This is a genomic window from Inquilinus sp. Marseille-Q2685, from assembly GCF_916619195.1.
GTDB lineage: Bacteria > Pseudomonadota > Alphaproteobacteria > DSM-16000 > Inquilinaceae > Inquilinus.
Genome location: NZ_CAKAKL010000002.1, coordinates 896,473 through 919,992, shown reverse-complemented (window position 1 = coordinate 919,992; position 23,520 = coordinate 896,473). Strand labels below are relative to the sequence as shown.

Here is a 23,520-nt window from a genome sequence, read left to right as displayed (position 1 = left end):
CAGCGTCTCACGAATCCTGTCCAGTGTCGAGCCTGGTTCTCGCGGAGAAGCCGTCATGCCCCAGACCGCCGATCAGATCGTCGTCGAGGTCACGGCCGTCACCGGCCAATACAACCAGGCGATGATCCAGGTTGCCAACATCACCATCAACAACATGAAGAAGGCCGAGGATGCGGCGGAACAGGGTTCCAGCAAGATCGGAAAGGCGCTGGAGACGATTTCCGGGCGGGTGCCCGATCTGATCAGGAACCTGGCCGAGGGCCAGAACGCCCTGCACCTGTTTCTGCAGGAAGGGGCGCAGATCCTGCCGATCTTCGGGCCCTGGGGGGTAGTGCTGGGCGGCGCGGTCGGGGCAATCGACGCGGTGGCTGCCGCCACGGGGGCGTATGAGACGGCGGCCGATCGGGCGGCCGCCGCCCAGAAGGCCTTTGACCAGGTCATGCGGGACACCAAGGGGACCCTGACCGAATCCGAACAGGCGGCGGTCGATCTCGCCAGCGGCCTCAGCCTGGTCGAAAGGGGGCTGCTGGCGACCGCCGCACAGGAGATCGACGACGCCCTGCGGGCCCAGAAGGAGCGGCTTGGCGACCTGCTGAAAGAGGCCCGGGGCGCCGGCCGTGTCCTCAGATATGCGCTGCAAGGCAAAATCGATGCGGGCGCCGCGACACCGGCAGAGCAAGAGGCCTATCGGATAACCCTCGACCTGGAGGACGTCGCTCCGACCGCCGCGCAGTTCAACGCATTCCTTGCCAAGTTGCGCGAGTTGCGCCCGAGCCTCGCCGATGTCGATGACTCAGCCGGCCAGCTCGCCACGACATTGGCCCAGGTCAGCAACGAGGCAGCGGGAGTCGAGACCAAGACCGAGGCCATGGCCAAGGTTCAGGAGCGCAACAATGTCGCCATGGAGGATGCGGCGCGGAAGGGCGGGGAGGCCGGCCAGGCGGGCCAGACTCTCGGGCTGAAATTCGGCAGCGCGGCCGGCCAGGTCCTGACCCTTGCCGAGGCGCTGCAGGTCTTCAACAGCGAGGCGACACGGGTCCGCTCGGCCGGCGTGCAGGCCGGCGTCGACCTCGACAGACTCGAGCAGCGGATCCTCGCCGAGACCGAGGCGTACAGGAAGGGCGGGGCTGCCGTCGATGCCTACAATGACTCGCTGGCCGTCGAGAAGGTCCGAAGCGAAGCGCTCGCCGCCGCACAGAAGAGCGGCCTGGGCGACCTCGACGCCAAGGCCGAAGCCAACCGCATCGCGGCCGAGGAACAGGCCAGGCTTCAGGCGCGCAGGACCTATCAGGAGAGCGAGAGACTCCAGACCCGTGCCGTGGCGCGGCCTGGCACGGCGGCCGGCGTGAGGCCGGATGCGGGGGCAAACGACCCGATCGCCGATCTGCAGCGGCAGGCCGATCTCAACCAGCGGCTGATCGCGGTCTACCAGCTAGGCGCGGACGCCCAGGCGAAGACGAGAGTCGAGGTCGAGGCCTTGAACGCCGCCCGGCAGCGTGGGCTCGAGCTCGGCACGGCCGAGCACGCCCAGTATGTGCAGCGATACGAAAACGAGGCCGCCCGCAAGCGTCAGACCGACCAGCTGCTGGCGGACTATGCGAAGGCGGATCAGCTGGTCGAGGCCGCCATGACCAGCCAGGAGAAGTACGAGAATACCAAGGCCGAATACGAGAGGCTGCGCCGGGAAGGGGCACTCACCGACGCCGACTACACGCGGGTGCTGGAGAAGCTGAACCTGGAGAACCAGGGCTATGTCGAGGGCATCCAAGCGATCGGGCAGGCGCTGCAGAACGGCATCCAGGGCGCGACCAGCTTCTCCGACGCCCTGACCAAGGTCGGGACCGCGCTGGCGCAGATGCTGCTGCAGGCGGCACTGTTCGGCAACGGGCCGCTCGGCAAGGCCTTCGGGACCCTGACCGGCCTTGGCGGCGGCCTGCTCGGCGTCGCGTTCGGCGGCGGATCGACCGGCACGGTCTTCGGCGAGACGGTCGCCAACGCCCTGACCGGAACCGGCGGCCTCTACGCCAAGGGCGGGAATCCGCCGGTCGGCATCCCCAGCATCGTGGGCGAGGACGGGCCGGAGCTGTTCGTCCCGCGCGTGCCGGGCACCGTCATCCCGACCCAGATGTCGCAGCGGCTGCTGTCCGGCCGCGACACCGGGTCGGGCCAGCCGATCACCTTCAACATCTCCATGGCCGGCGCCAATGGCGACCGCACCATCGCCGAGATCGCCGCCGCGGCGGTGAAGAAGGGCCTGGCCAGCGTGCCCGAGATCAACCGCCAGCATCGGATCCGCTTCGCATGATCATCTATGACTGGCCACAGGTCCTGGTCGCCAATGCCGAGACCTTCCGGATCGACGCACGCACCCGCTCCGGCGGCGAAACCCTTTCCGGCCGCGAGCAGGCCGTCGGGTCGGGCCTCGGCCGCTGGGTCGCGCAGCTGACCGTGCCGCTGCACACGCCGGCGAAGATCCGCGCCATGCGGTCGCTGCTGGCCCGGCTGGACGGCCGCGCCAACGCCGTCCGCGTCGGGCCCTGCGACTGCCGCAACGGCAACCGGCTGATCCCGGTCACCGGGGGCATCCCGTATGGAGACCGGGCGCTCCACAGCGACGGCACCGGCTTCAGGCAAGGGGGCGCCGCGCCGGCCATTGCCGCGGCCCCGAGCGCCGACGGCCTGCAGATCAGGATTCTCAACGGGTCGACCGTCCTGCCCGTCCTCGAGGGCTCCTTCCTCGGTATCCGCGGCTATCTCTACGTCGTCGTCGGGGTCTCGCCGAAGCCCGGCGAGGAGACGCTGCTCGACATCCGCCCGAGGCTGCGGACCGCCGTGGCCGACGGCGATGCGGTCGAATGGTGCCGCGCACGGGCACCGATGCGCCTGGCGGCCGATGACGGCGGCGCCTTCGAGCTGCAACTCGCCCGGACCGGCACGGCGACCCTCGATCTCGTGGAGGTGTGGTGATGCCGCTGTTTCCCGACGCGGTCCGCGCCCAGGCGCAAGGCCAGCACGTCGTCTGCGCCCTGTTCGTGGCCTTCGCGTTCAAGTCCGGTGACATGCGGGTGTGGGAAGGCGACGGCCCGATCGACCGCGGCGGTTTCACCTGGCGCGGCATGGGACATCGGCAGGACGGGGCGGGCAACCCGCTGCAGTCAATCGACGGGCTGGAGCAGGCGATCAACGGCACCGCGCCGCAGCTCACCCTGACCCTGTCCGGCATCGATCAGACGGTGGTGACGGCCGCGAAACAGGATGCCGACGCCGACGAGATCGAGGGACGCGACCTGACGATCGAGATCGGCTTCTTCGATGCCACGCGGCCGGGGCTGGTGCCGCTGGACGGCCTCGTGCCGCTGGGCACCTGGGTCATGCAGAAGCCCGCCTTCACCGCCACCGGGCCGACCTTGCGCACCATCACGCTGCCCTGCGAGACGCTGTTCGCGCAGCGCAGCCGCGCCCCCTTCGGCATGCTGACCGACCGCGACCAGCAGCGCCGGTTCCCGGGTGACCGGGCGCTCGAATTCATCCCGAAGATGGTGGATCGGGCCGTGACATGGCCACGGTTTTGAGATTTGTTGTTGGGGCCTGATCGTATCCTAGTACGGAGCGATGTGGGGGCCTGAAGGGGGGTAGGAGGCGAATGCGTGCACGGTCCAAGCCGTACCAACGAAGGAGTACTCGGCTTCGAGTTATTCTGATAATTGCGGGTGCTGTAGGCTCATTCTTTATAGGGTGCTATATATCGTCTCTTTATTTGTTGCCTACCCCTCTAGTGGTAATGACGGCTCCCATTATTTCTCCATCAGATCTGTACAGTTTAATGCTTGGGGCTGCGTCGTTCGCGTTAACCTTTGTCGGAATATTTATTGCTATTCTCAGTTGGTTTGGGTATATTAATATGAAGGATGCTGCTGTGAGTAGTGCGGAGAGGGTCGCGGAGCGCGAGGCGAAAATCGTGGCCGAACAGGTTGCGAGGGAGATCATTCGTACCCAATTGAGAGTTTCGCGGCCGGAACAGACGGAGAACGATGGGCGTGAGTATGATCCCGGTACGGACGTAAAAATGCCTAATTTCCTTCATAGGCCAAAGCGAGGCCCGGAGGATGAGAATGCTGATGATTGATAAGATGGAAATCATCAAGCGGCACCAGAATTCCGCTCCCGTGGACGTGTTCGCAATCGCGAAGGATCTCGGACTATCCGTCTATTTGTTCGACGATTGGCCCGACGATCTGTCCGGCGTGATCGCCAAAGATTCGGAGAGCCCTGGAGGCTACCTGATCGGCGTCAATGGGAAGCATGCCCGAACTAGACAACGCTTTACCGTCGCGCATGAGATCGCTCATTTCGTTCTTCATGAAGAGTTGATCGGTGACGGGTTAACCGAGGATGCTCTCTATCGAAGCCGTCTCAGCAACTCGATCGAGGCTCAGGCGAATCGCATGGCCGCTGATATTTTGATGCCGTGGAAACTGATTAACCAAGTTCCACCCCCTGAATGGTCGGTAAAAGATCTTGCGAGGAGAATGGGCGTTTCCCCGAGTTCGATGGCCATTCGGCTTGGTGTTCCTTACGAGACAAGTGAAAATAGCTCTGATAGTCGCAAGAACGCGGCAGCTTAGTTCTTCTTTGTGTCCTGTGCCTTAGCCCCGCTTCAGCGGGGCTTTTCTTTTGGAGGCGACATGGCCGAAGTTCTGACCGCGCTTGCGATCCATTGCCGGGTCGGCGCCTCGAGCGCCTTCGCCTGGGGCCGGATGGACTGCACCTGCTGGGTGGCCGACTGGGTGAAGGCCCGCACCGGCGCGGACGCGATGGCGGCTTGGCGCGGCCGCTACCGCAGCCGGCTGGGCCAGGCCCGGCTGCTGCGGCGGGGGGCCGGCGGCCCGACCGGCGCCGCCTCACGCGGGCTGCAGGCCATCGGCGTGGCGGAGATCGACCCCCCGGCCGCGCGCCCCGGCGACATCGGGATCATCGAGACGGTCGACGGCCCCGCGATGGCGCTGCGCGGCCAGCTCGGCTGGCTGGCCAAGACCGGCGACGGTCTCTACCGCTGCCCGGCGGCGATCAAGGCCTGGAGGCTCTGATGTTCGCGATTCCTCTGGTTCTCGGCGCCGCCGGCGCTGGCGTGCTCGGGACGGTCGCCACCGGTGGCGTCGTCTTCGGCGTCGCCCTCGGCACCTATGGCGCCGCCGCGATCGGCATCGGCTTGTCCATCGCCGGCACGCTGGCGCAGGTGCTGCTGACGCCGCAGCCGCCCAAGCCCAAGTTCCAGGACGGCAGCCAGAGCGTGAGGCAGGCGGTGCCGCCGCGCGTGCGCTGCTATGGCCGATATCGCCTTGGCGGTGCCTATGTCGACTATGTCGGCGACGGCGGCGACCTGAAGGTGCTGCTGTGCCATACGGCGCACGAGATCGACCGCAGCACCGAGTTGGCGCCGAACCCGGAAGAGCATTGGCTGGCCGACGAGATCGTGAATGTGGACACGGCCCATGGCGGTGCCGTGACGACCGGGAAGTACGACAAGTACCGGCTGGGTGATGAATCCTCGGTGTATGTCGTCAACCATCTCGGGTCGCCGGACCAGACGATCGCCTTCGGCGTCGATTCCTGGACCCCCGACCATCGCGGCCGCGGCCTGTGTGCCACCTACGTGAAATATTCCGACCTGAAGGCCGAGCAGCAGCAGGAGGTGTTCCCGAACGGGCCGCCGGCCTATCGGGCGACGCTGCGCGGGGCCAAGGTCTTCGACCCGCGGCCTGCGGCGGGGCAGACGGCCGGCAACGAGGGGACCTACACCTGGTCCGACAACGCGGCCCTGGTGATCCTGGACTATCTGACCAGGACCGAGTCCGGCGTGCCGGTCGGCTTCGGGCTGGGCTTCGACCGGGTCGACCTGGCCAGCTTCGCCTTCGCGGCGGATGTCTCGGACCAGGAGGTGGCGCGCAAGCCGGCGGACCCGGCCTACCCGGACGAGAAGCGGTGGCGGATCTGGGGCGCCTACGAGCTGACCGAGGACCGGAAGACGGTGCTGTCCGACATGCTGGACGCCTGCGGCGGCCGCCTGACGCAGGGGCCGGGCGGCAAGCTGGGGCTGACGGTCGGCGCCGGCGACACCAACGGCGTGACGGCCATCCCCGGCAAGCCGGCGGCGTCGGTCACCATCACCGACGGCCAGATCCTGGAATACGACTTCTCCACCGGCAAGGCGGCAATCGAGCGCATCAACGAGGTGCGCGCCACCTATATCAGCCAGGACCAGGACTGGGCGGAGGTCGAGGCCGGGATCCAGCTCGACCAGGCTTCGATCGACCGCAACGGCACGGAGAGCAGCCAAGTCAAGCTGCGCTTCGTGCCCTCCGAAGGCCAGGCCCAGCGCATCGCGCGCTATACGCTGAAGCGGGGCAACCCGACTTGGTCCGGCCGGATCCGCGGCACGCTGGCGCTGCTCGACGCCTGGGGCGAGCGCTGGGTCCGGCTGCAGCTCGCCGAGCTCGAGATCGACCAGATTTTCGAGATCACGTCGATGCGGCTGGACCGCACCACCATGACGGCCGAGATGGAGGTGACCAGCTGCGACGGCTGGTGGGACTGGAACGCGGCCACCGACGAGGCCGATCCGGCGCCGATCCCGGATGACGATGAGGACGAGGAGGACATGCCGGTGCCGACCGGCGTGTCGGTGACGATCGAGCATCGGGCCATCAACGGTCAGAGCTATGCCGCCATCGGCGTCGTCTCGTGGGATCCGCCGACCCGCAGCGTGTTCGTCGGGCAGGCCCGCTACCGGCCGGTCTATCCCGAACCGACGCCGCCCGGGCCGTGGCAGTTCCTGACGGCCGAGCAGGACGAGGAGACGGTCTCGACGCCGCCGCTCGTCGACGGGCAGGGCTATGAGGGACAGGCCCGCTTCCTGGGACCGCGCCGGACCGTCAGCGACTGGTCGGACTCCGTGCTTTTCACCGCCGTGGCCGACCCGATCGCCCCTGCGTCGCCGGTCGGCCTGACGGCCCAGGCGAACACGCCGGCGACCGGCCAGGTGACCGTCACCGCGACGCAGCCCAATGACCCGCGCGCGGCGATGCTGCGGTTCCACCGGAACAGCAGCGACGTCTTCCCCGGCGGCCCGCCCCTGGCTGGCCCGTATTTCGCCGGGGCCGGCAGCACGCGCAGCTTCGTCGACACGCCCGGCGCCGGGGACTGGTGGTATTTCGCCACCTCAGGCAACTGGTCGAACGTGCCGAGCACCCCCGCCGGCGGCGTGCTGGCGGAGGTGTCGCCGGCGGCGCCGGTGATCACCGGCCCGTCCGACCCGACCAGCAGCTATGACCGGCGGCCGCCGGTCTCCGGCAACGGAGCGACGGCCGGGGCCACGATCAGGCTCTACGCCAACGCGGTCCAGGTCGGCACCGCCGCGGCGGCCGGCGACGGCACCTGGACCGTCACGCCGTCGACCGATCTCGGCATCGGCGCCAACAGCATGACGGCGACGCAGACCGTCGGCGGCAACGAGAGCGTGGCGTCGGGGGCGGTGACCATCACGGTGAACGCGATCGACGCCGATGCCTGGGCATACATCGCCGCCATGACCGTGCGGCCGAGCCATGCCCGGCAGACGCTGATCAAAGCCCTGGTCGAGAGCCTGAAATCCGCCGGGTTGTGGGCGAAGCTGGACTGCCTTTATCTGCTGGCCGCGCATCACGAGCAGGCCTCACGCCTGAATGCCAGGTCGCCGGGCAGCTTCGCGCTGGCCGCGACGACGGCGAACTCCGTCGCCCCGAGCTTCACGGCCGATCGCGGCTGGCGGGGCGGGGGCGCCGGCACCACGGCCGGCGGCTATCTGGCCGGCGGCTTCAACGCCACGGTCGGCAGCAACCAGCTGCAGCAGAACAGCGCGCACCTGGCCGTCTGGGTGCAGCAGGCCTCGGCCGGCGCCGTGCAGGGCACCTATCGGGAAGCCGGCGGCGGCCAGGCGCTGATCGCCTGCCGGAACCCGACGGCCGTGCTGTGGTGCATGTCCAATGCCGCCGGCGCCGACGTGCCGGCACAGAGCGGCGACGGCACCGGCTTCTACGCCTGGAGCCGGCAGAGCGCGGCCAGCTACCACGCCTATCAGGACGTGAACGACCTCGGGGCGATCTCCCGGGCGTCGGCGGCGCTGGTCTCGGGCGCCTTCCATGTGCTGCGCGGCGGCTCCGGCTACTCCGATGCGCGGCTCGCGGCGGCCGGGTGGGGGGCGGGGCTCAGCGGCGCCGAGATCACGGCGCTGCGCAACGCGCTGCGCGACTATCTGGCCGGCGTCGGCGCCGTCCTCTGATCGCCGCTTCGGCGGCCTGACACGACAAATGATGGAGAGATGCGGTCATGGCGATTCCGACCGTTGACGAGGTATGGGCCGATTTCAACCTGGACGGCTCGGTGAAGGAGCCGGCGAAGCAGGACATCCGCCGCCTCCTGCGCTTCATCCAGGCCATCGCCGAGGCGAACGGGATGAAGACCTATCCCAACAAGGCGGCGATGGACGCGGACCTGACGCAGCCCGACGGCAAGCCGGCGCTGCTGTGGGCGGACCCGATCGAGACGAACAACTATCCGACCGTGTGGGTGTGGGATGACGGCGGCAACCAGTGGATCGAGGGGGTGGATCGGATTTCGTCGCTGAAGGCGCTGGTGGACCAGACCAACGGCGGGGTCGACGATCTCAAGGCCGGAGTCCTCGGGCTCCCGACCCGCGCAAATTTCAAGGCCAAGACCGGATACGGCCAGGCTTGGCGGACGATTTCTAGTCCTGACATCCGATGGACGATCACCGAGACCGACGGGTCCTACAAGATCGACACTACAGGGGCGCTGCCCCAGGTCTGGCCGGTCGGCATCAAGATGCCCTACGACTTGGTGCCGGGCGATACGATCGAGTCCGAGTTCAAGCTGACGGCCGGCACGTTTACTGTGGATAGCGGGCCATTCTTCGGCACGGATCCCGCGACGAGTGGCGACATCTCGACGGGTGCCATCCTCTACCATTGGCGGAATGATGGCATCTATGGACAGAACTATACCGGCACCGGCGGCATCGTACTGGGTTATGAGACCGTTCCACAAGCGGGTGCCGGGGCTCCGGCGGTTCCTCCAACGACCGATGACGTGCTGAAGATCGTCGCCCAGGTGCTGGCCGACCGCACGATGAACCTTGAGCTGCTCGTCAACGGTATCTCGAGGATCAAGCTTGTGGCTCCGGCCCTGCCGGTCGGCCGGGTCGTGGTCGGCATCGTCACGCCGCCCGGCGCGTCGGCGACACTGCTGAGCATGAAGCGCATCGGCTTCAACGGCACGACGGTGCATGTCGACGGCGCGGCGGCAGTCAGCGGTAACGGCATGATCTTCGCCCCGGTGAAGACCTGGGACGAGGCGGTTGCGATTGCTCGGACTAACCGTCTGCCGGAATTGAACGTGGACGTATGGTCAGCCGAACTGCGTGCGGCACCTGTGGTCGATGGCAAGATCTTCCCTCGCTGCCGAATCCGCGGCCGTGGCGCGGCGCAGACCAAGATCATCTCGGCAGACCAGAATCCGACCGACTGGGTGCTGCTCGGCGGCACGACGAAGGTCTATCAGCGGGGGGCGAAAAACGCTGCCGGAAACCCCAACACCGCTAACACCGGCGCTGTCTATTTGGTCGGCGTGCCGATGTCACCGCAGCCCTGGTACTCGGTGCCGGACAGCATCTTGCCGTACAAGATCGTCGCCCCGGCGGCCCTGGAAACCGAGACGACCGGCGGCCGCCGGATCAGTGGCGGCATCGAATATGTCCGCCTCCCGGACGCCATCGCGACGACTCCCAACGCGACCCCCATGGAAGTGGCGGTCAGCGTTGCCACACTCTACTGCATCGGGGCGCCCCAGATCGAGTGCGAGAACATCGTGTTCAGCCGCGGTGGCCTCTACAACGTCTATCTCGACCGCGCGACTGCGGTGTTCCGGCATTGCGGCTTCGAGTGGGCCGAACTCAACGGCACCGAAGATGCCGCGGGCAACGCATATTACCAGGACTGCTGGTGGGACGCGGCCGGCAACGATCTGGCGGGCCGGACGTTCCCGGCCGGCTATGCCGAGACGTTGTCGGCGCCGCCGGTTTCGGTCTTCGACGGCTGCACCTTCCGGCGCCGCATCACCGGTGACGCAATAGCCCCGCACGGCAGCGGCACTGATCTGCGGCCGCGGATCCGGGTTCACAATTGTGACATCGAAGATTGCGCTAAGGACGGCATTGTCCCGGCCAGCAGCGATTTCGAGATCAGCGGGTGCCGAATCCGACGTTGTGCTCAGGCTCAAATCGAGGTGATCGGCGGCGCGACGTCGACGGCGCTCCCGGCCAGTATGGTCGCGCGCGGGTCGATCGGCAACTGTGTGCTGGATCCAGCCGGCGTCGGCCTTTACGGCTACCTGGCTACGGGCGCGGACGGCGGCCTGATGGATGTCACGCTCGACCAGGTGCACATCACGGCACCGGTCACCTCGGAGATGCGCGGCAATCGCATAGTCGTCGCCGGTCGGATGCAGATCGTTGCCGATTTCAAGACGAAGTACACCAACATCACGACCGAGCGTGATGCCGCGAGCCGATCGATCAACGCCAACGGCGTGGTGACGTTCACGAAGTGCGTGTCCTTCGCGGTCTGAGGCGATCTATCGAAGCCGGAAGACGACTAGGAGATCGCCAGCGTCCTCCGGCGCAAAGTCCTGATCGTCGACTTTCGCATAGACTCGGTCGACACGCTCCCCGAACAGGTCCAGGATCGCCTGCGCCGTGGGCAGCCGCTTGGCCGAACCGACGATATATCCAGTCCGCTCGGCCGCGACCTGTTCGGGCGACTTCCGACCCCACTCGATGCCAACGGCAACGATCGCCCCTGGCTTTGCTACGCGGGCAATCTCCGACGCTGCGACGTCTTTTTGATCAGAATAGGAGATTACCCAGCCAGCAATGATCACATCGAAGCTGGCATCGGGATAGGGCATGGCGTGCATATCGCCTAGCTGGATGCTCGGAGAGTAGCTGATCAGGTCGAGGCCAGTGATGTTCCGACGCCGGAATCCATGCGCGACGAGGTTGAAGATTTCACCTTCGGTGCGTGGGCCGATTGTCAGAACCTTCTGGTCTGCAAGACTAATTCGTCGAGCCGCCGCCCACATGGCGATCGGGTAGATGAGTCTAAGTGATCGCTCGACATGTAAATCTAGCATGCCGCGCAGATTGTGCTTGATGGTGCTCCTGGCGACGCCCTCCGAACCGGATACGGTTCGGAGGCGACGAAGGATCAACACGAACCACACATAGCGCGCGCCGGCAATGATGAAGCGGACCAGCTTGGTCCGGAGCAGTTCGCGCGGGAAGTCGCCGAAGATGGGCCAGAGCCAATTGACCAGCGCACGCCGCAACGAGCGACGGTGCTTAGTGGTTGAGCCATCGGCCGCGGCCAAGTCGGTGCTCATGACAATGATCCTCAAAAACGGCGAGCACCGTGTTGCGATCCACGGCGTCTGTCAACCAGCTGCCTTAGCTCCCTATCTCGCTCTCAACGGCTGGCGCGTGGGTTCGGCGCACCTCCCTTGCGGCTACCGCCTCCGCGAGGCGATGCCCGATGGTGTTCATCGGACGTTCGACCAGTTTGAAAATGACCCAGGCCAACAGAAGTGCGGTAAAGATGGAAAGTGGAACGGCGATCAGTGGAATCGAATGAAGGTCGGCAAGTGAAAGGGCTAGTTCAACGGCATCTCTGGCGTGGACGTGAAAGAGATAAAGGGAATAGCTGATGGCGCCCAGCAGCACCGAAAATCTGCCGGAGAGTCTGATTACCGTCGTCAGTGTGACGAAGATCGCCAGCGCTGCCAGATACGAGATCAGATATCTGATCCAGTTCTCCTCGAGACCGAGATCGATGTCATAGGCCAGGAGGCTCACGATGGGGATGATCACGACGTAGGCACCGAGCATCCAGACGGCGTAGCGACGGTGCATCTCAGACCGGCTTGCGATCGCCTCACGCCACAGCGTGCCCCAGAACATGATTGAGAGCGACAACGGGATAGCCACGGGAACCTTTCGCTCCAAGAAGTGCCGGGCGAGGGCAAACACGATCGCAACCGCGAGCCAGGCGAGGCTGGCACAGAGCGTGAAGCGTGGGGCGCGCAGAAGGCCGACGGCGAATGCAGCCGCGCACAGGACGTAGAAAAGAACCTCAATGAACAAGGTCCAGTAGACGCCGAGCACATTAGGTTGTCCGAGCGCCGCCTGGATCATGGTCACGTTGGCCAGAATGGTGGTGAGGGACGGCAAGGTTGTCCCGGCAGCGACGAGAAGAACGAGATAGCTGACCATAGAGAGCCAATAGGCCGGATACAGCCGGAACAGTCGTGAGATTGCGAACCGGCGAAGCGGTGCCGGCCCCTTGGAGAAGCTGAACGGGATCACGAATCCGCTGATTGCGAAGAAGACCACGACCCCCACCTTGCCAGGGTCGACGATGTCATAGATCAGTGTTCTGACTGGGCCTGTCGCGATCGGCTGGATATTGTGCATCAGGACAACAAGCAGTGCCGCGATGCCCCTCAGCGAGTCGATATAGGTCAGGCGCGCCTTTGCTGTCGGCGCGATCATCGCCGAATCTCACGCAGCAGCGGGCGAACAGGCCAGGCTTGCCGGCGTCGTGCCAGCGATACCACGATCCAGAAGCTGATGAAGGCTAGGTTGAAGAAGATACCGTAGGCGGCCAGAAACGCATTGACCACCACGGCGGCCGCAATCTGGATTAGGAAGACAACGTACAGTGGTAGCGCCGCAACATCGCCCTGGAGCACCCTTAGTCGTACGAAAGAGGTGATGGCGCCCAGGAGAAGGCAAAAAAGCGGTGCCAGCGGGCCAAAATCTACATAGAACGGACCGAACATGGTGGTGTAGAGGCCCACTCTGGGAACGGAGAAGACGACCGCGTTGGCGTCGTAGGGCACACCCCAAAGGGACGACAGCAGGCGTGGGAAGAACGGAAAGCCGTAAATTCCCCACTGATCGCCCTTTGTATAGTGCTCGACGAGATAAACGAATTCCGGAACCCCGTGAAGGACATACTGGGCGAAAGTCGTCGCGATGAAGACCGTATCCCTCTGCCACCCTGGAAGTGAAGCCGTGATCTGATCGTATTCGTTTGTTACGGGTACCAGATGCGTGAAGGCAGAAAACTTGATGACTCCCTCAACTTTAAGGCCAATCTCACTGAAACGCGCAATAAACAGTAAGCCGCCTAGGTATATCAAGCCGATAAAAACTAGGATAATGGCTGAAATCGCCAACTTAGATGTATGGCGGAAAACAATGATCCTGGTTACTGCAATCATCCCGATACTCATGAACATGCTGGATCGGGAGCCAATAACAATGGTCAGAAGAGGCCACAGCATCGCGAGGACAAGGCTAGTCAGGGACCTGCCGACCCGTAACCCGTTCCGCCGTGCTATGGCGTAGAACATATAAGGGGCTACGGTGAATGGGATAAGCATCGTTGATGCCATTGAGAAGATGTTCGCACCGGCTGTTTCGATCTTCTCACGGTTTTCCATGAACTCAGTATCGATCGATAGCCCACGTAGAAACACCCAATCCGCGATGCGCAGGACGATCCCAAGAATGCCCAGAACAACGGCGACCCTATATAGGGTTAGAAGTTGTTGTCTCAGCTGCTCCTGATCTGCCACTCTACGTCTCAGAGTAGATGGCTCGAAGAGCGTAAAGCCCAAGAATAGGCAAACGAGACACGCGGTCAATAGAAAATATGGATAATTTGAGATTGATTGATTCATCTCAACTGGTGCAAGCCAGAAGATTGTTATCCAAAAAATACACATCATCGTCAGAACTCTAATCGGCGTCAGAGTCCTTGCATTGATCAAGTCGATCTCAACGAAACGGGTCATGAGCGAATGGCCTATATGAATCGTGCCGATCTTCGCTGGTCCGGCTGATGAACGCCAGTCCCATTGCCCGCATTCGGCGAGCTTTTTGATGCCCGTCCGGGGCAGGTCCCCTCAACCAGGAGACCAATATGGCCGATCCTGACTTGCCCGACAGCAGCCCGCTCACGATTCTGATGACCTTGGTCGGGCCTGTGGTCTCAGCTGGGATCGGTGTCATGATGCGCCACGCCGGCGCGTCGTGACGGGTAAGCCATTCTTGTTGCGACGACTGTCTCTCGAGTTTCCGAGCATGATCAGCCTCGGCATCATGGGCAGCGCCCTCGGCGGCCGGCTAGGTGCTGCAGAGACGGTGCGCTTGGGGGCCGGCGGCGATGCTGAGTTACCTCGGCCCCAAGGTGGTAGAGGTCATCTTCTATCATTGGACGCAACAGGATCCGAGCTGACGCCCTACCTCGGGGGCTGGCCTTGGAACACAATACCGCCCTGTGGGCCGATGGTACCGCCAAGCTCCTCGACCAGAGGCTCCGCGGCTCGGTCCACAACGCTGGGCTGCTTGGGCTTCGGCGGAGGAGGTGGACCCCACTCGCCGGTACAAGCCGCCAGCCCGACCAGAAGCCCAGCAGACCCGATTTTTGCTACCGCTTTCATGTCTCATCCCCTTCCACCCTTCGCGCCAATCTAGCGCTGCCGCGGCTTGGCGGCACCGACAATCCTTCGATCAGCCCTGCAGAGCAGGGCTTTTCCATTCCTGGAGATCCACATGTCTGCACAGACCCGCGGTGAGCGGAACAAAAACCCTGGGAACATTGAGCGGAACTCCGTCAATAAGTGGCAGGGCCGAATCTCGGATGCGGACTACCGCAACTCCACCGAGTATCGGAAAAATGGCGGGCGCTTTGAGGTGTTCTCGACCGTGGAGTGGGGCATCCGCGCGCTGGCCGTGCTACTGATCGCATACCAAGACCGGCATGGCCTGCGGACCGTCCGTGGCGTCATCGCGCGCTGGGCGCCGGGGCATGAGAACGACACCGGCGCCTATGTCGACCAAGCCGTCAAGCTGACCGGCTTCGGCCCCGACGCCATGCTGGACCTGCACAGCTACGGGCACATTGCGCCGTTGGTGAAAGCAATCATCACCCATGAGAACGGGCGCTGCATCTATAGCCAGGCGACCATCGATGACGGGCTCTTCCGTGCCGGCGTGAAGCCGCCGGGGAAGATGGTGGCCAGCCGGGCTGCGAACGTCGCAAAGACCGCAGCAGTTGCCGGCGGTGGCAGCATCGCGCTTGTGGCCGCCGTCACCGACGGGCTTCAAGCCGTGGCGCCGGCGATCCCGATCATTAAGGACATCACCAGCCTGCCATGGTGGCTTCTGCTTGCCGGGGGGACGGCGGCCAGCGTCGCCGCCGTGGTCTGGCTGGTGCTGAGGCGCCAGTGATCGCCGCGGCATGGGCATGCTTCGCCGGCTCGTGGGCAGGGCGGTGGGTCATCGCCGTCGGCGCGGTGGTGCTGGCGATCGGGGGCGCCCTGCTGCTCGGCCGGCGGCAGGGGCGCCAGGCGCAGGAGCGGGAACAGGAGGCGCGGGACCATGAAGCCTATCGCAATGCGGTGGACGCACGCCGCACAGTGGAGGATCGCATTCGCCGCGCTGGCGACGGCACAGCTTCTGACGAGTTGCGGCGACGCTGGTCGCGCGACTGACTGCGCCTGGGCCAAGCAGATCTATATTAGTAAGGCAGATCAACTGACCAACGGTACAGCGCAGCAGATCTTGGCACACAATGAGGCGGGAGCGGCAATCTGCGGATGGCATTAGTCATCCTGCATCCTGCGAATATCGCGAAGTGTTAGGCCTTCTTCGTCAGGACAACACCCATCCTGCCCAACGGACCTGACGGGCGCCGATCATCGGTCATGGCCGACAGCAACTCGGCTGGACGTGAGAAGAGGGCGGAGGCCGACCCGGCCTCCGCCCTTGATCACTCTAGAACCGGCCGGCGCGGAAATCCTCGATGGCCTCGATGATCTGCGCCTCGGTCGTCATCACGAAGGGGCCGTACTTCGCCACCGGCTCGCGCAACGGCTTGCCGGCGACGATCAGCAGCCGCGCCGGGCCGGCCTGGGCGGCCGTCCGCACGCCGTCGCCGGCGCCGAGCACACCCAGGGTGCCGCGCTCCAGCGCCTCGCCGCCGATCTCGGCCGTGCCCTGGTAGACATAGGCGAAGCCGGCATGGCCCTCGGGCAGCGGCAGGTCGACCGCGGCGCCGGCCTCGAGATGGACATCGAGATACACCGGCTCGGTGGTGCCGCCCTCGACCGCGCCCGCCGTGCCGCCGAAACGGCCGGCGATGACGCGGATCCGGGCGCCGGGGGCGGCCGCCACCTCGGGCACCGCCTCGGCCGGGACGTCCTGGTAGCGCGGCGCCGCCATCTTCTCCGCCGCCGGCAGGTTGACCCAGAGCTGGAAGCCCCACATCAGGCCGTCCTCCTGCTCCGGCATCTCGGAATGGACGATGCCGCGGCCGGCGGTCATCCACTGCACGCTGCCCGGGCCGAGCAGGCCGACATTGCCCTTGTTGTCGCCGTGCCGCATCCGGCCGGCCAGCATGTAGGTCACGGTCTCGAAGCCGCGATGCGGATGGTCCGGGAAGCCGGCCAGGTAGTCGGCGGCCTCGTCGGACCGGAACTCGTCCAGCATCAGGAACGGGTCGAGATCGGGCAGGCCGGGCTGGCCGATCACGCGGGTCAGCTTCACCCCGGCGCCGTCGCTGGCCGGGCGGCCGCGCAGCGTACGGGTCACGGCGCGGGGGCGGGCCACGGCGCCGGCGGCGTTCGGGGTCTCGGTGGTCGCCATCATCGTCTCCATTCGCGGGCGCCGGGATCGCCGGCGCGGTTTCGCTCTGCCGTCAAGATCAGGCCGACGGCCGGCGAGGAGAATGCGGCTTTCCTCGAAACCGCCGTTCGATATGATCGAACGATGCGGTACCGGCTCGATGACATTGCCACCTTCCTGCAGGTGGTGGACAGCGGCAGCATCAGCGCCGCGGCGCGGCGGCTGAACCTGTCGAAATCCGTGGTCAGCAAGCGCATCAGCGACCTCGAGACCGCGCTGGGCGGGGCGCTGCTGCAGCGTTCGACCCGGCGGGTGCTGCCGACGGACCGCGGCCTGGCGTTCTACGAGCGCGGCCGCAGCATCCTGCGCCAGCTCGACGAGGCGGCGGAGGAGGTGGCGGAGGGCGATGGCGACCTGCGCGGGGCGCTGCGCGTGGCCGCGCCGATGAGCTTCGGCACGCTCTATCTCGGCCCGGTGCTGTTCGACTTCGCCCGCCGGCATCCGCGGCTGGCCCTGAGCCTCGACCTCGACGACCGCATGGTCGACCTGGCGGCGCAGGGGTACGATCTCGCCATCCGCATCACCCGGCCGCGCGATTCGGCGCTGATCGCCCGCCGCCTCGCCGCCAGCCGGCGCGTGGTCTGCGCCAGCCCCGGCTACGCCGCCGCGGCCGGGCTGCCGAAGAGCCTGGCGGAACTGCCGCAGCACGAGGCCATCGGCCATGCCGAGGTGCCGTCCACCTGGCTGTGGCAATTCGAGCCCTTCGCCGCCGGCGGGCCGCCGCGCAGCGTGGCGATGCGCAGCCGGATCACCGTCAACAACGGCGAGGCCGCGCGGGACGCGGCGATCGCGGGGCTGGGTCTCGCGGTGCTGCCGACCTTCATCGTCGGCGACGCGCTGCGCCAGGGCCGCCTCGTGCCGGTGGCGCTGGACGCCGAGCCGGTGGCGGATGTGATCCACGCCCTCTATCCGCAGACCCGGCACCTGTCGCGTCGCGTGCGGGCGCTGATCGACCACCTGGCCGACACCTGCGGCGAGGCCGCACCTTGGGAGCACGGTCTGTCGTTCGTCCCGGCCGAACAGCGGGTTTCCTGATCCGCCGCTTTCGCCTTCGGCCGGCCGGCCCGATCTTCCCGGCATCACCACCGGATCGGAGATCGCGATGATCACGCTGCACGACCGCATGGCCCGGGGCCGCACCGACACCGGCCTGATCGAGGCCCGCCACACCTTCTCCTTCGGCCGGTTCCACGACCCGGCCCGCATCGGGTTCCGGTCGCTGCGGGTGCTGAACGAGGATCGGGTCGTCCCCGGCGCCGGCTTCCCAGCGCACCCCCATGCCGAGATGGAGATCCTGACCTATGTGCTGTCCGGCGCGGTCGAGCATCGCGACAGCCTCGGCCATGCCGCGGTGATCCGCGCGGGCGACCTGCAGCGGATGACGGCCGGCACCGGCATCACCCATGCCGAGATGAACGCCTCGGCGACCGAGCCGCTGCACCTGCTGCAGATCTGGCTTCATCCGGACCGGCGCGGCCTGGCCCCCGGCTATGAGCAGCTGAGCGTCGGGAAGGGGCCGACCGGCGGGCTGCGGCTGGTGGCGGCGCCCGAGGCCGGCGACGGCATCCTGCGGATCCACCAGGACGCCCGGCTGTCCGTCGCGCGCCTCGCAGCCGGCGAGACGGCGGAGCATGCGATCGCGCCGGGACGGGCCGCTTTCGTCCAGCTGACCCGGGGTGTCGTCACGCTCGACGGGCACGAGATGCGCGCCGGTGACGGAGCGGCGGTCGAGGACGAGCCGGGCCTCCGCATCGTCGCCGAGACGGAGGCGGAGGTCCTGCTGTTCGATCTCGCCTGACCGCGACCCTGCGGCCCGGGACGCTTCGCGCCCGGGCCGCAGGCCGCATCCCTCGACAGCCGCGGGACGACCCGGGCAGGATGAGGGCAGCGGCGGCAGGACGGGCGACGGATGAGCGGGCAGGGTGCGGCGGCAGGTCAGGGCAGAGGCGCGGCGGGGCGGGCGGTCGTCTTCCTCCGGGATGCCGCCTGGCTGTCGGCCGACCGGGCAGGGGCCTATGTCCGGGGCCTCGCCGTCATGCTGGCTATCGTCGCCACGGGTTGGGTCGCCCTGTCGCGGGACGGAGTCACCGTCGCCGGATACCCGCTCGGGTCCGATTTCGTCAGCTTCTGGGCGGCCTCCGAGCTCGCGCTGGAAGGCCGGCCCCAGGCCGTCTACGAGCCCGCGTCGCATTTCGCCGTACAACGGATGGCGGTGCCGGCGACGGATGAGAGCTACTACGCCTTCTTCTATCCTCCGGTCTTCCTGCTGATCTGCCTGCCGCTCGCGACGCTGCCCTATCTCTGGTCGCTGGCCGCCTGGCTGGGCGTGACCGGGCTGGCCTATTGGCGCTGTCTGCGTGCGCTGCTGCCGCAGCGCTGGGCGGCATTGCCGATCCTGGCGTATCCGGCGGTGCTGATGAATGCGGGGCACGGCCAGAACGGTTTTCTCTCCACCCGGGGCTCGACCTCGGTGCGCTGATGATGGCGATGGCGGTGCTGGCCTCTCCCTTCCTGCTCGACTACGACCTGTTGATGCTGGCGCTGCCGATGGCGTGGCTGTTGGCCTCGGCGCAGCGGACCGGCTTCCGGCCATGGGAGAAGGTGGTGCTGTTCGCGGCCTTCGTCGCGCCTCTCTTCCTCCGCACCATTGCCCTCCGGCTCGGGATCCCGCTCGGCCCGCCGGTGCTGGCCGCGCTGCTGCTCGTGGTCGCGGGCCGTGCCTTCTCTCCTTCCGAGCCCTCCCGGACTTCAGCGCCATGCGCATCGCCCTGCTGATCGCGGCCATCGCCGCCTTCCTGATCGGAATCGGCGTCTGGAGCTTCGCCATCACCGGCGACCTGGCCGGGATCGACGGCGGCCGGGCGGTCCGGATCGCCGCCGCCGCAGCGGTGGCGGCCTTGCTGCTGATCGGCGGCTTCGTGGCCCTGATCCTGCGAGGGCGGCCGCGCGACCGGGATCGGGGCTGACCCGACCGTGCAGGGGGTTGCGCCGGCCGCGGCCCTGTGGCCGGATGCCGGAAACCGCGGGAAGCGCAGCAGAACCAGGGCATGGCCGACGATCCGATGACCGAGCCGCCGCAGCGGGTGGGGTTCCTCCTGGTGCCGAACTTCTCGATGATGGCCCTCTCGGCGGTGCTGGAGCCGTTCCGGGCCGCCAACTGGGTGGCGCGGCGCACGCTCTACGACTGGCGGCTGCTCTCGGTCGACGGCGAGCCCGTCACCGCCAGCAACGGCGGCGTGCTGATGGCGCAGGGCGCGATCGGGCCGGAGGATTCCTTCACCATGATCGTGGTCGTCGCCGGGCTCGACCCGCAGGAGGGCCGCGACGAGCGCATCCTGGCCTGGCTGCGGCGGATGGCGCGGCGTGGCTCGCGCATCGGCGCGGTCTCGACCGGCACCTACCACCTGGCCTGGGCGGGGCTGCTGGACGGCTATCGCTGCACCATCCACTGGGAGAATCTCAGCGCCTTCACCGAAACCTTCCCGCGGCTCGACGTCACCGGGCGGCTGTTCGAGATCGACCGCGACCGCTTCACCTCGGCCGGAGGCACGGCGTCGCTGGACATGACCCATTACCTGATCGGCCAGGCCCACGGGATCGATCTCGCCAACCAGGTGGCGGAGCAGTTCCTGCACGCCCGGCCGCGCCAGGGTCACGCGCCGCAGCGGATGGAGCTGCGCGAGCGGCTCGGCGTCAGCCATCCGAAGCTGCTGGCCGCGATCGCGGAGATCGAGGCCAACCTGGCGGAGCCGCTGCCGCGGGCAGCGCTGGCCCGGGCCGCCGGGCTGTCGACCCGGCAACTCGAGCGGCTGTTCCGGATCTATCTGAACTGCACCCCCTCCCAGTACTATCTCGAGGCGCGGTTGAAGCACGCCCAGATCCTGCTGGCTCAGACCTCGATGCCGATCCTGGAGGTGGCGGTGGCCTGCGGCTTCGCCTCGGCCTCGCATTTCGCCAAATGCTACCGCGCCCTGTTCAACCACTCGCCGCGGGCGGAGCGGGCGCCGCGGCCGGTCGCGCCGACCCAGGTCATGGGCCAGCGCCGGGCTTGGTAGGCCGGATCGAGGCTGCCGGCTACGGCAGCTGCACCCGGGCGGCGGTGACGCGGTTCTCGCCCTTCGCCTTGTCGCGGACCACGCCCCAGATCACGCCTTGCTGCGTCCGGTCCCAGGCGATGCCCTGGCCGGCGATGTCGAGCGGCGCGGTGCCGACCCAGCGCAGCACCGATCCGGCCTCCGGCAGCTCGAGGGCATAGACCTCCGGCTCGTCATGGCCGGTGATCCAGAGCCGCCCGTCCGGGCCCCAGGACCCGCCGGAGTTGCTCATGTCGCCGAATTTCTCCAGCAGCTCGGGCGGCAGCACCCAGGCCTCGGCGACGCGCCACTCGGAATCGAAGCGGACGATCTGGGTGTTGTACTTGTTGCCATAGGCGAGCGGGCTGCGGTCGAACACCCGGTTGTAATTGGCGAAGGCGCCCCACCAGGTTCCCTCGTGATAGTCGATCCAGGTCAGCGAGCCGCGATCGATGCCGAAGCTGTGCGTGCCGACATGCTTCAGCGTCGCCGCGTCCCAGATCTCGACCGAACTGGTCATCGGCCATTCCGGGTAGTTGGAATGGGCGGTGTAGAGCTTGCCGTCGACGACCACGCCGCTGTCGAGATGGACGATCGGCCCGTCCTTGGCTTCGGCCCAGGCGGCGATCCGGGCGCCGGTCGCCTTGTCGTAGCGGGCGATCGCCCGGCTGTTGATGGCGTAGAAGGACCCGCCATCCACCGCCACGGCCTGCCGCGCCTCGGACGCCGGGAAGGAGGCGACCGCCTCGACCGGATACGGCTTCGGCTCCTCCGCCCAGGCCGGGGCCGCCAGGAGGCCGGCGGCGAGAAGCAGGGCTGGAACAGCGGTCATGCGGATCATCGATCGTCCCTCGCATCTTCGGAGGGCGCCGACCCTAGGCCCGGGGTCGTGACAGGACGATGATGCTTCCTTGATGCTTCGGTTGCCGGCGAGGCGGGATCAGCGCAGCAACGGCGTCACCTTCGCGCGCAGCAGCCGCACCAGCTCCGGGTCCATGAACTCGAAGCGGTCGGGGATGTCGAGGCAGATCACGCGGGGCCGTTTCAAGGAGCTGCGGAACCGGGCGGACAGCTTGGCACGCTGGGCCTCTTCCATGACGAGGATCAGGTCCGCCCATTCGACCAGCTCGGCCGTCAGCGGTTCCTCGGCATCGGGATTCAGCCCGGCGGAGGCCGTCTCGACACCCGGCGCACCGGCGAAGACCGCTTCCGCCGTGGGGCTGCGCCGCAGGTTGCGGCCGCAGACGAACAGGACGCGCTTCACCCGGCCGTCGCGTCCGCCCGCTGCAGGATCTCGGCCAGGCCCGGGGGCAGGGTGCCGTTCAGCAGCATCACCTGCAGCCGCAGCAAGGCGGCGACGGTCAGAGAATCGGTGAGCCGACCGTCCGCCACCATGGCGAAGGCTTCGGCCAGCGACACCGTGCGCAGCGCCAGATCCTCCGTCTCCTCCGGCTCGGCCTCGCCCTGGGTCAGGCCCCAGGCGACGAACAGATGGGCGGTCTCGGTCGAGACGCTGTTCGACGTATGCATGGTCAGAATGTCATGCCAATGCGCCGCCTCCAGCCCCGTCTCCTCGCGCAGCTCGCGCTGAGCCGACACGACCGGAGGCAACTGCGGGTCGCCGCCGCCCTCCGGGATCTCCCAGCTGTAGAGGCCGAGGGCGTAGCGATACTGCCCGACCAGGGTGACGCGCCCTTGATCGTCGATCGGCACCACCCCGATCGCCAGGTTCTTGAAGGTGACCACCCCATAGATCCCGGGCGTGCCCGCCGGGGTCAGCACATCGTGCTCGTCGACCTTGATCCAGGGATTTTCGTAGACCGACTTGATCTTCAGCGTGGTCCAGCGGTTCAGACCGCCACCGCTGCCGCCGTCACCACTCGCCACGGACATCCTCCACCAGCCGCTCCAGGCGGCTCAGGTCGGCGACATGCAGATGATCGGCGGCGCGGACGACGATGCCCGACTTGGCGAGGTCGCTCAGCACCCGCGCCACGGTCTCGCGCGTGGTGCTGACCCGGCTGGCGATGTCGGAATGCACCGGGATCGGCCGGATCGTCGCGCTGCCGTCCGGCTGGGCCCCATGCGTCGCCAGGCGCAGCAGCTCGGCATGCACCCGGTTGTTGGCGCCGACCGTGCTCAGCTCCATGATCCGTTCGTTGGCCCGGCGGACCATGCCGACCAGATGCACCATGAGGGCCAACGCCAGGGCCGGATGCTCGGTCACGGCACTGCGGAAGACGGCGGTCGGCAGGGCGGCGACGGTCGCCTCGGTCAGTGCCATGACGTTGGCCGAGCGCGGCGCCCGGTCCAGCGCCGACAATTCGCCGAAGGCGGCGCCGGCCGAGAGGTCGTCGAAGGTGATCTCGCGGCCGGAGGCGGAATAGATCACGACCCGGACCTTGCCCTCGACCAGGAAATAGACGTGGTCCGGATCGTCGTTGCGGTCGATGATCTGCTCATGCGGCGCAAAGCGCTGCCAGCGGCATTGCTTCTGCAGCTCGGCGCGCAGGGCGGCCGGGGCGACCGCGAGGAGATCGATCCCGTCGAGGGGGCGGGGGTCGTTGGCAGGCACGGAGGCGTCTC

Annotated in this window: 23 protein-coding genes; 15 read left to right on the top strand and 8 right to left on the bottom strand. The window is 66.9% G+C overall.

Annotated features, from left to right (window positions below):
* The first annotated feature begins 55 nt into the window (after positions 1-55).
* The 7 genes from LG391_RS13415 to LG391_RS13385 all read left to right on the top strand — a co-directional run bounded on the left by LG391_RS13415 (position 56) and on the right by LG391_RS13385 (position 10,680).
* Positions 56-2,305, top strand: a complete 2,250-nt coding sequence (locus tag LG391_RS13415) for a hypothetical protein (RefSeq protein ID WP_225768504.1) — start codon at positions 56-58, stop codon at positions 2,303-2,305.
* Positions 2,302-2,967, top strand: a complete 666-nt coding sequence (locus LG391_RS13410) for a hypothetical protein (RefSeq protein WP_225768503.1) — start codon at positions 2,302-2,304, stop codon at positions 2,965-2,967. Before LG391_RS13415 ends, LG391_RS13410 begins: the two co-directional genes overlap by 4 nt.
* Positions 2,967-3,572, top strand: a complete 606-nt coding sequence (locus tag LG391_RS13405) for a hypothetical protein (protein ID WP_225768502.1) — start codon at positions 2,967-2,969, stop codon at positions 3,570-3,572. The genes LG391_RS13410 and LG391_RS13405 overlap by 1 nt, the downstream gene beginning before the upstream one ends.
* A 540-nt stretch (positions 3,573-4,112) precedes the next feature.
* Complete coding sequence (locus LG391_RS13400) at positions 4,113-4,625, top strand: ImmA/IrrE family metallo-endopeptidase (RefSeq protein ID WP_225768501.1); 513 nt, start codon at positions 4,113-4,115, stop codon at positions 4,623-4,625.
* A gap of 60 nt (positions 4,626-4,685) precedes the next feature.
* Entirely contained in the window at positions 4,686-5,087 is a 402-nt protein-coding gene (locus LG391_RS13395; RefSeq protein WP_225768500.1) for a hypothetical protein, read from the top strand.
* Entirely contained in the window at positions 5,087-8,317 is a 3,231-nt protein-coding gene (locus LG391_RS13390; protein WP_225768499.1) for a phage tail protein, read from the top strand. Before LG391_RS13395 ends, LG391_RS13390 begins: the two co-directional genes overlap by 1 nt.
* A gap of 47 nt (positions 8,318-8,364) precedes the next feature.
* Positions 8,365-10,680, top strand: a complete 2,316-nt coding sequence (locus LG391_RS13385) for a right-handed parallel beta-helix repeat-containing protein (RefSeq protein ID WP_225768498.1) — start codon at positions 8,365-8,367, stop codon at positions 10,678-10,680.
* 6 nt (positions 10,681-10,686) lie between these two features.
* Here the strand turns inward: LG391_RS13385 and LG391_RS13380 are convergent, their stop codons facing one another.
* From LG391_RS13380 to LG391_RS13370, 3 genes are all read right to left on the bottom strand, one after another.
* The gene (locus tag LG391_RS13380; RefSeq protein ID WP_225768497.1) at positions 10,687-11,493 is read right to left on the bottom strand and encodes a class I SAM-dependent methyltransferase; all 807 of its coding nucleotides are present in this window, start codon (positions 11,491-11,493) and stop codon (positions 10,687-10,689) included.
* A 64-nt stretch (positions 11,494-11,557) separates the two neighbouring features.
* The gene (locus tag LG391_RS13375; RefSeq protein ID WP_225768496.1) at positions 11,558-12,658 is read right to left on the bottom strand and encodes an acyltransferase; all 1,101 of its coding nucleotides are present in this window, start codon (positions 12,656-12,658) and stop codon (positions 11,558-11,560) included.
* Positions 12,655-13,749, bottom strand: coding sequence for an O-antigen polymerase (locus LG391_RS13370; RefSeq protein WP_225768495.1), 1,095 nt, complete (start codon positions 13,747-13,749; stop codon positions 12,655-12,657). Before LG391_RS13370 ends, LG391_RS13375 begins: the two co-directional genes overlap by 4 nt.
* A 979-nt stretch (positions 13,750-14,728) precedes the next feature.
* Between LG391_RS13370 and LG391_RS13365 the strand changes: the two genes are divergently transcribed.
* Both LG391_RS13365 and LG391_RS13360 read left to right on the top strand, forming a co-directional pair.
* On the top strand, positions 14,729-15,406 hold the full coding sequence (locus LG391_RS13365; protein WP_225768494.1) for a structural protein: 678 nt from the start codon (positions 14,729-14,731) through the stop codon (positions 15,404-15,406).
* Positions 15,403-15,669, top strand: a complete 267-nt coding sequence (locus LG391_RS13360) for a hypothetical protein (protein WP_225768493.1) — start codon at positions 15,403-15,405, stop codon at positions 15,667-15,669. Before LG391_RS13365 ends, LG391_RS13360 begins: the two co-directional genes overlap by 4 nt.
* A gap of 283 nt (positions 15,670-15,952) precedes the next feature.
* Here the strand turns inward: LG391_RS13360 and LG391_RS13355 are convergent, their stop codons facing one another.
* On the bottom strand, positions 15,953-16,822 hold the full coding sequence (locus LG391_RS13355; protein WP_225768492.1) for a pirin family protein: 870 nt from the start codon (positions 16,820-16,822) through the stop codon (positions 15,953-15,955).
* A 123-nt stretch (positions 16,823-16,945) separates the two neighbouring features.
* Here LG391_RS13355 and LG391_RS13350 point away from each other — a divergent pair, with 123 nt between their 5' ends.
* From LG391_RS13350 to LG391_RS13325, 6 genes are all read left to right on the top strand, one after another.
* Positions 16,946-17,896 carry a LysR family transcriptional regulator gene (locus LG391_RS13350; protein WP_225768491.1) on the top strand — a complete coding sequence of 317 codons (951 nt, stop codon included), beginning with the start codon at positions 16,946-16,948 and terminating at the stop codon, positions 17,894-17,896.
* 67 nt (positions 17,897-17,963) lie between these two features.
* On the top strand, positions 17,964-18,659 hold the full coding sequence (locus tag LG391_RS13345; protein WP_225768490.1) for a pirin family protein: 696 nt from the start codon (positions 17,964-17,966) through the stop codon (positions 18,657-18,659).
* 111 nt (positions 18,660-18,770) lie between these two features.
* On the top strand, positions 18,771-19,340 hold the full coding sequence (locus LG391_RS13340) for a glycosyltransferase family 87 protein (protein ID WP_225768489.1): 570 nt from the start codon (positions 18,771-18,773) through the stop codon (positions 19,338-19,340).
* Positions 19,341-19,348: 8 nt separating this feature from the next.
* Positions 19,349-19,636 carry a hypothetical protein gene (locus LG391_RS13335; RefSeq protein WP_225768488.1) on the top strand — a complete coding sequence of 96 codons (288 nt, stop codon included), beginning with the start codon at positions 19,349-19,351 and terminating at the stop codon, positions 19,634-19,636.
* Positions 19,618-19,827 (top strand): hypothetical protein, encoded by a 210-nt coding sequence (locus tag LG391_RS13330; RefSeq protein WP_225768487.1) that lies wholly within the window; start codon positions 19,618-19,620, stop codon positions 19,825-19,827. Before LG391_RS13335 ends, LG391_RS13330 begins: the two co-directional genes overlap by 19 nt.
* Positions 19,828-19,908: 81 nt before the next feature.
* The gene (locus LG391_RS13325; RefSeq protein WP_225768486.1) at positions 19,909-20,916 is read left to right on the top strand and encodes a GlxA family transcriptional regulator; all 1,008 of its coding nucleotides are present in this window, start codon (positions 19,909-19,911) and stop codon (positions 20,914-20,916) included.
* 19 nt (positions 20,917-20,935) lie between these two features.
* Here LG391_RS13325 and LG391_RS13320 read toward each other — a convergent pair whose 3' ends face one another.
* The 4 genes from LG391_RS13320 to LG391_RS13305 all read right to left on the bottom strand — a co-directional run bounded on the left by LG391_RS13320 (position 20,936) and on the right by LG391_RS13305 (position 23,509).
* Positions 20,936-21,766: a hypothetical protein gene (locus LG391_RS13320; RefSeq protein ID WP_225768485.1), complete on the bottom strand. Its 831-nt coding sequence runs from the start codon at positions 21,764-21,766 to the stop codon at positions 20,936-20,938.
* A 108-nt stretch (positions 21,767-21,874) separates the two neighbouring features.
* Positions 21,875-22,198 carry a low molecular weight protein tyrosine phosphatase family protein gene (locus LG391_RS13315; protein WP_225768484.1) on the bottom strand — a complete coding sequence of 108 codons (324 nt, stop codon included), beginning with the start codon at positions 22,196-22,198 and terminating at the stop codon, positions 21,875-21,877.
* Positions 22,195-22,821: an NUDIX domain-containing protein gene (locus LG391_RS13310; protein WP_374200744.1), complete on the bottom strand. Its 627-nt coding sequence runs from the start codon at positions 22,819-22,821 to the stop codon at positions 22,195-22,197. Before LG391_RS13310 ends, LG391_RS13315 begins: the two co-directional genes overlap by 4 nt.
* On the bottom strand, positions 22,808-23,509 hold the full coding sequence (locus LG391_RS13305; protein WP_225768482.1) for a Crp/Fnr family transcriptional regulator: 702 nt from the start codon (positions 23,507-23,509) through the stop codon (positions 22,808-22,810). Before LG391_RS13305 ends, LG391_RS13310 begins: the two co-directional genes overlap by 14 nt.
* Positions 23,510-23,520: the final 11 nt, after the last annotated feature.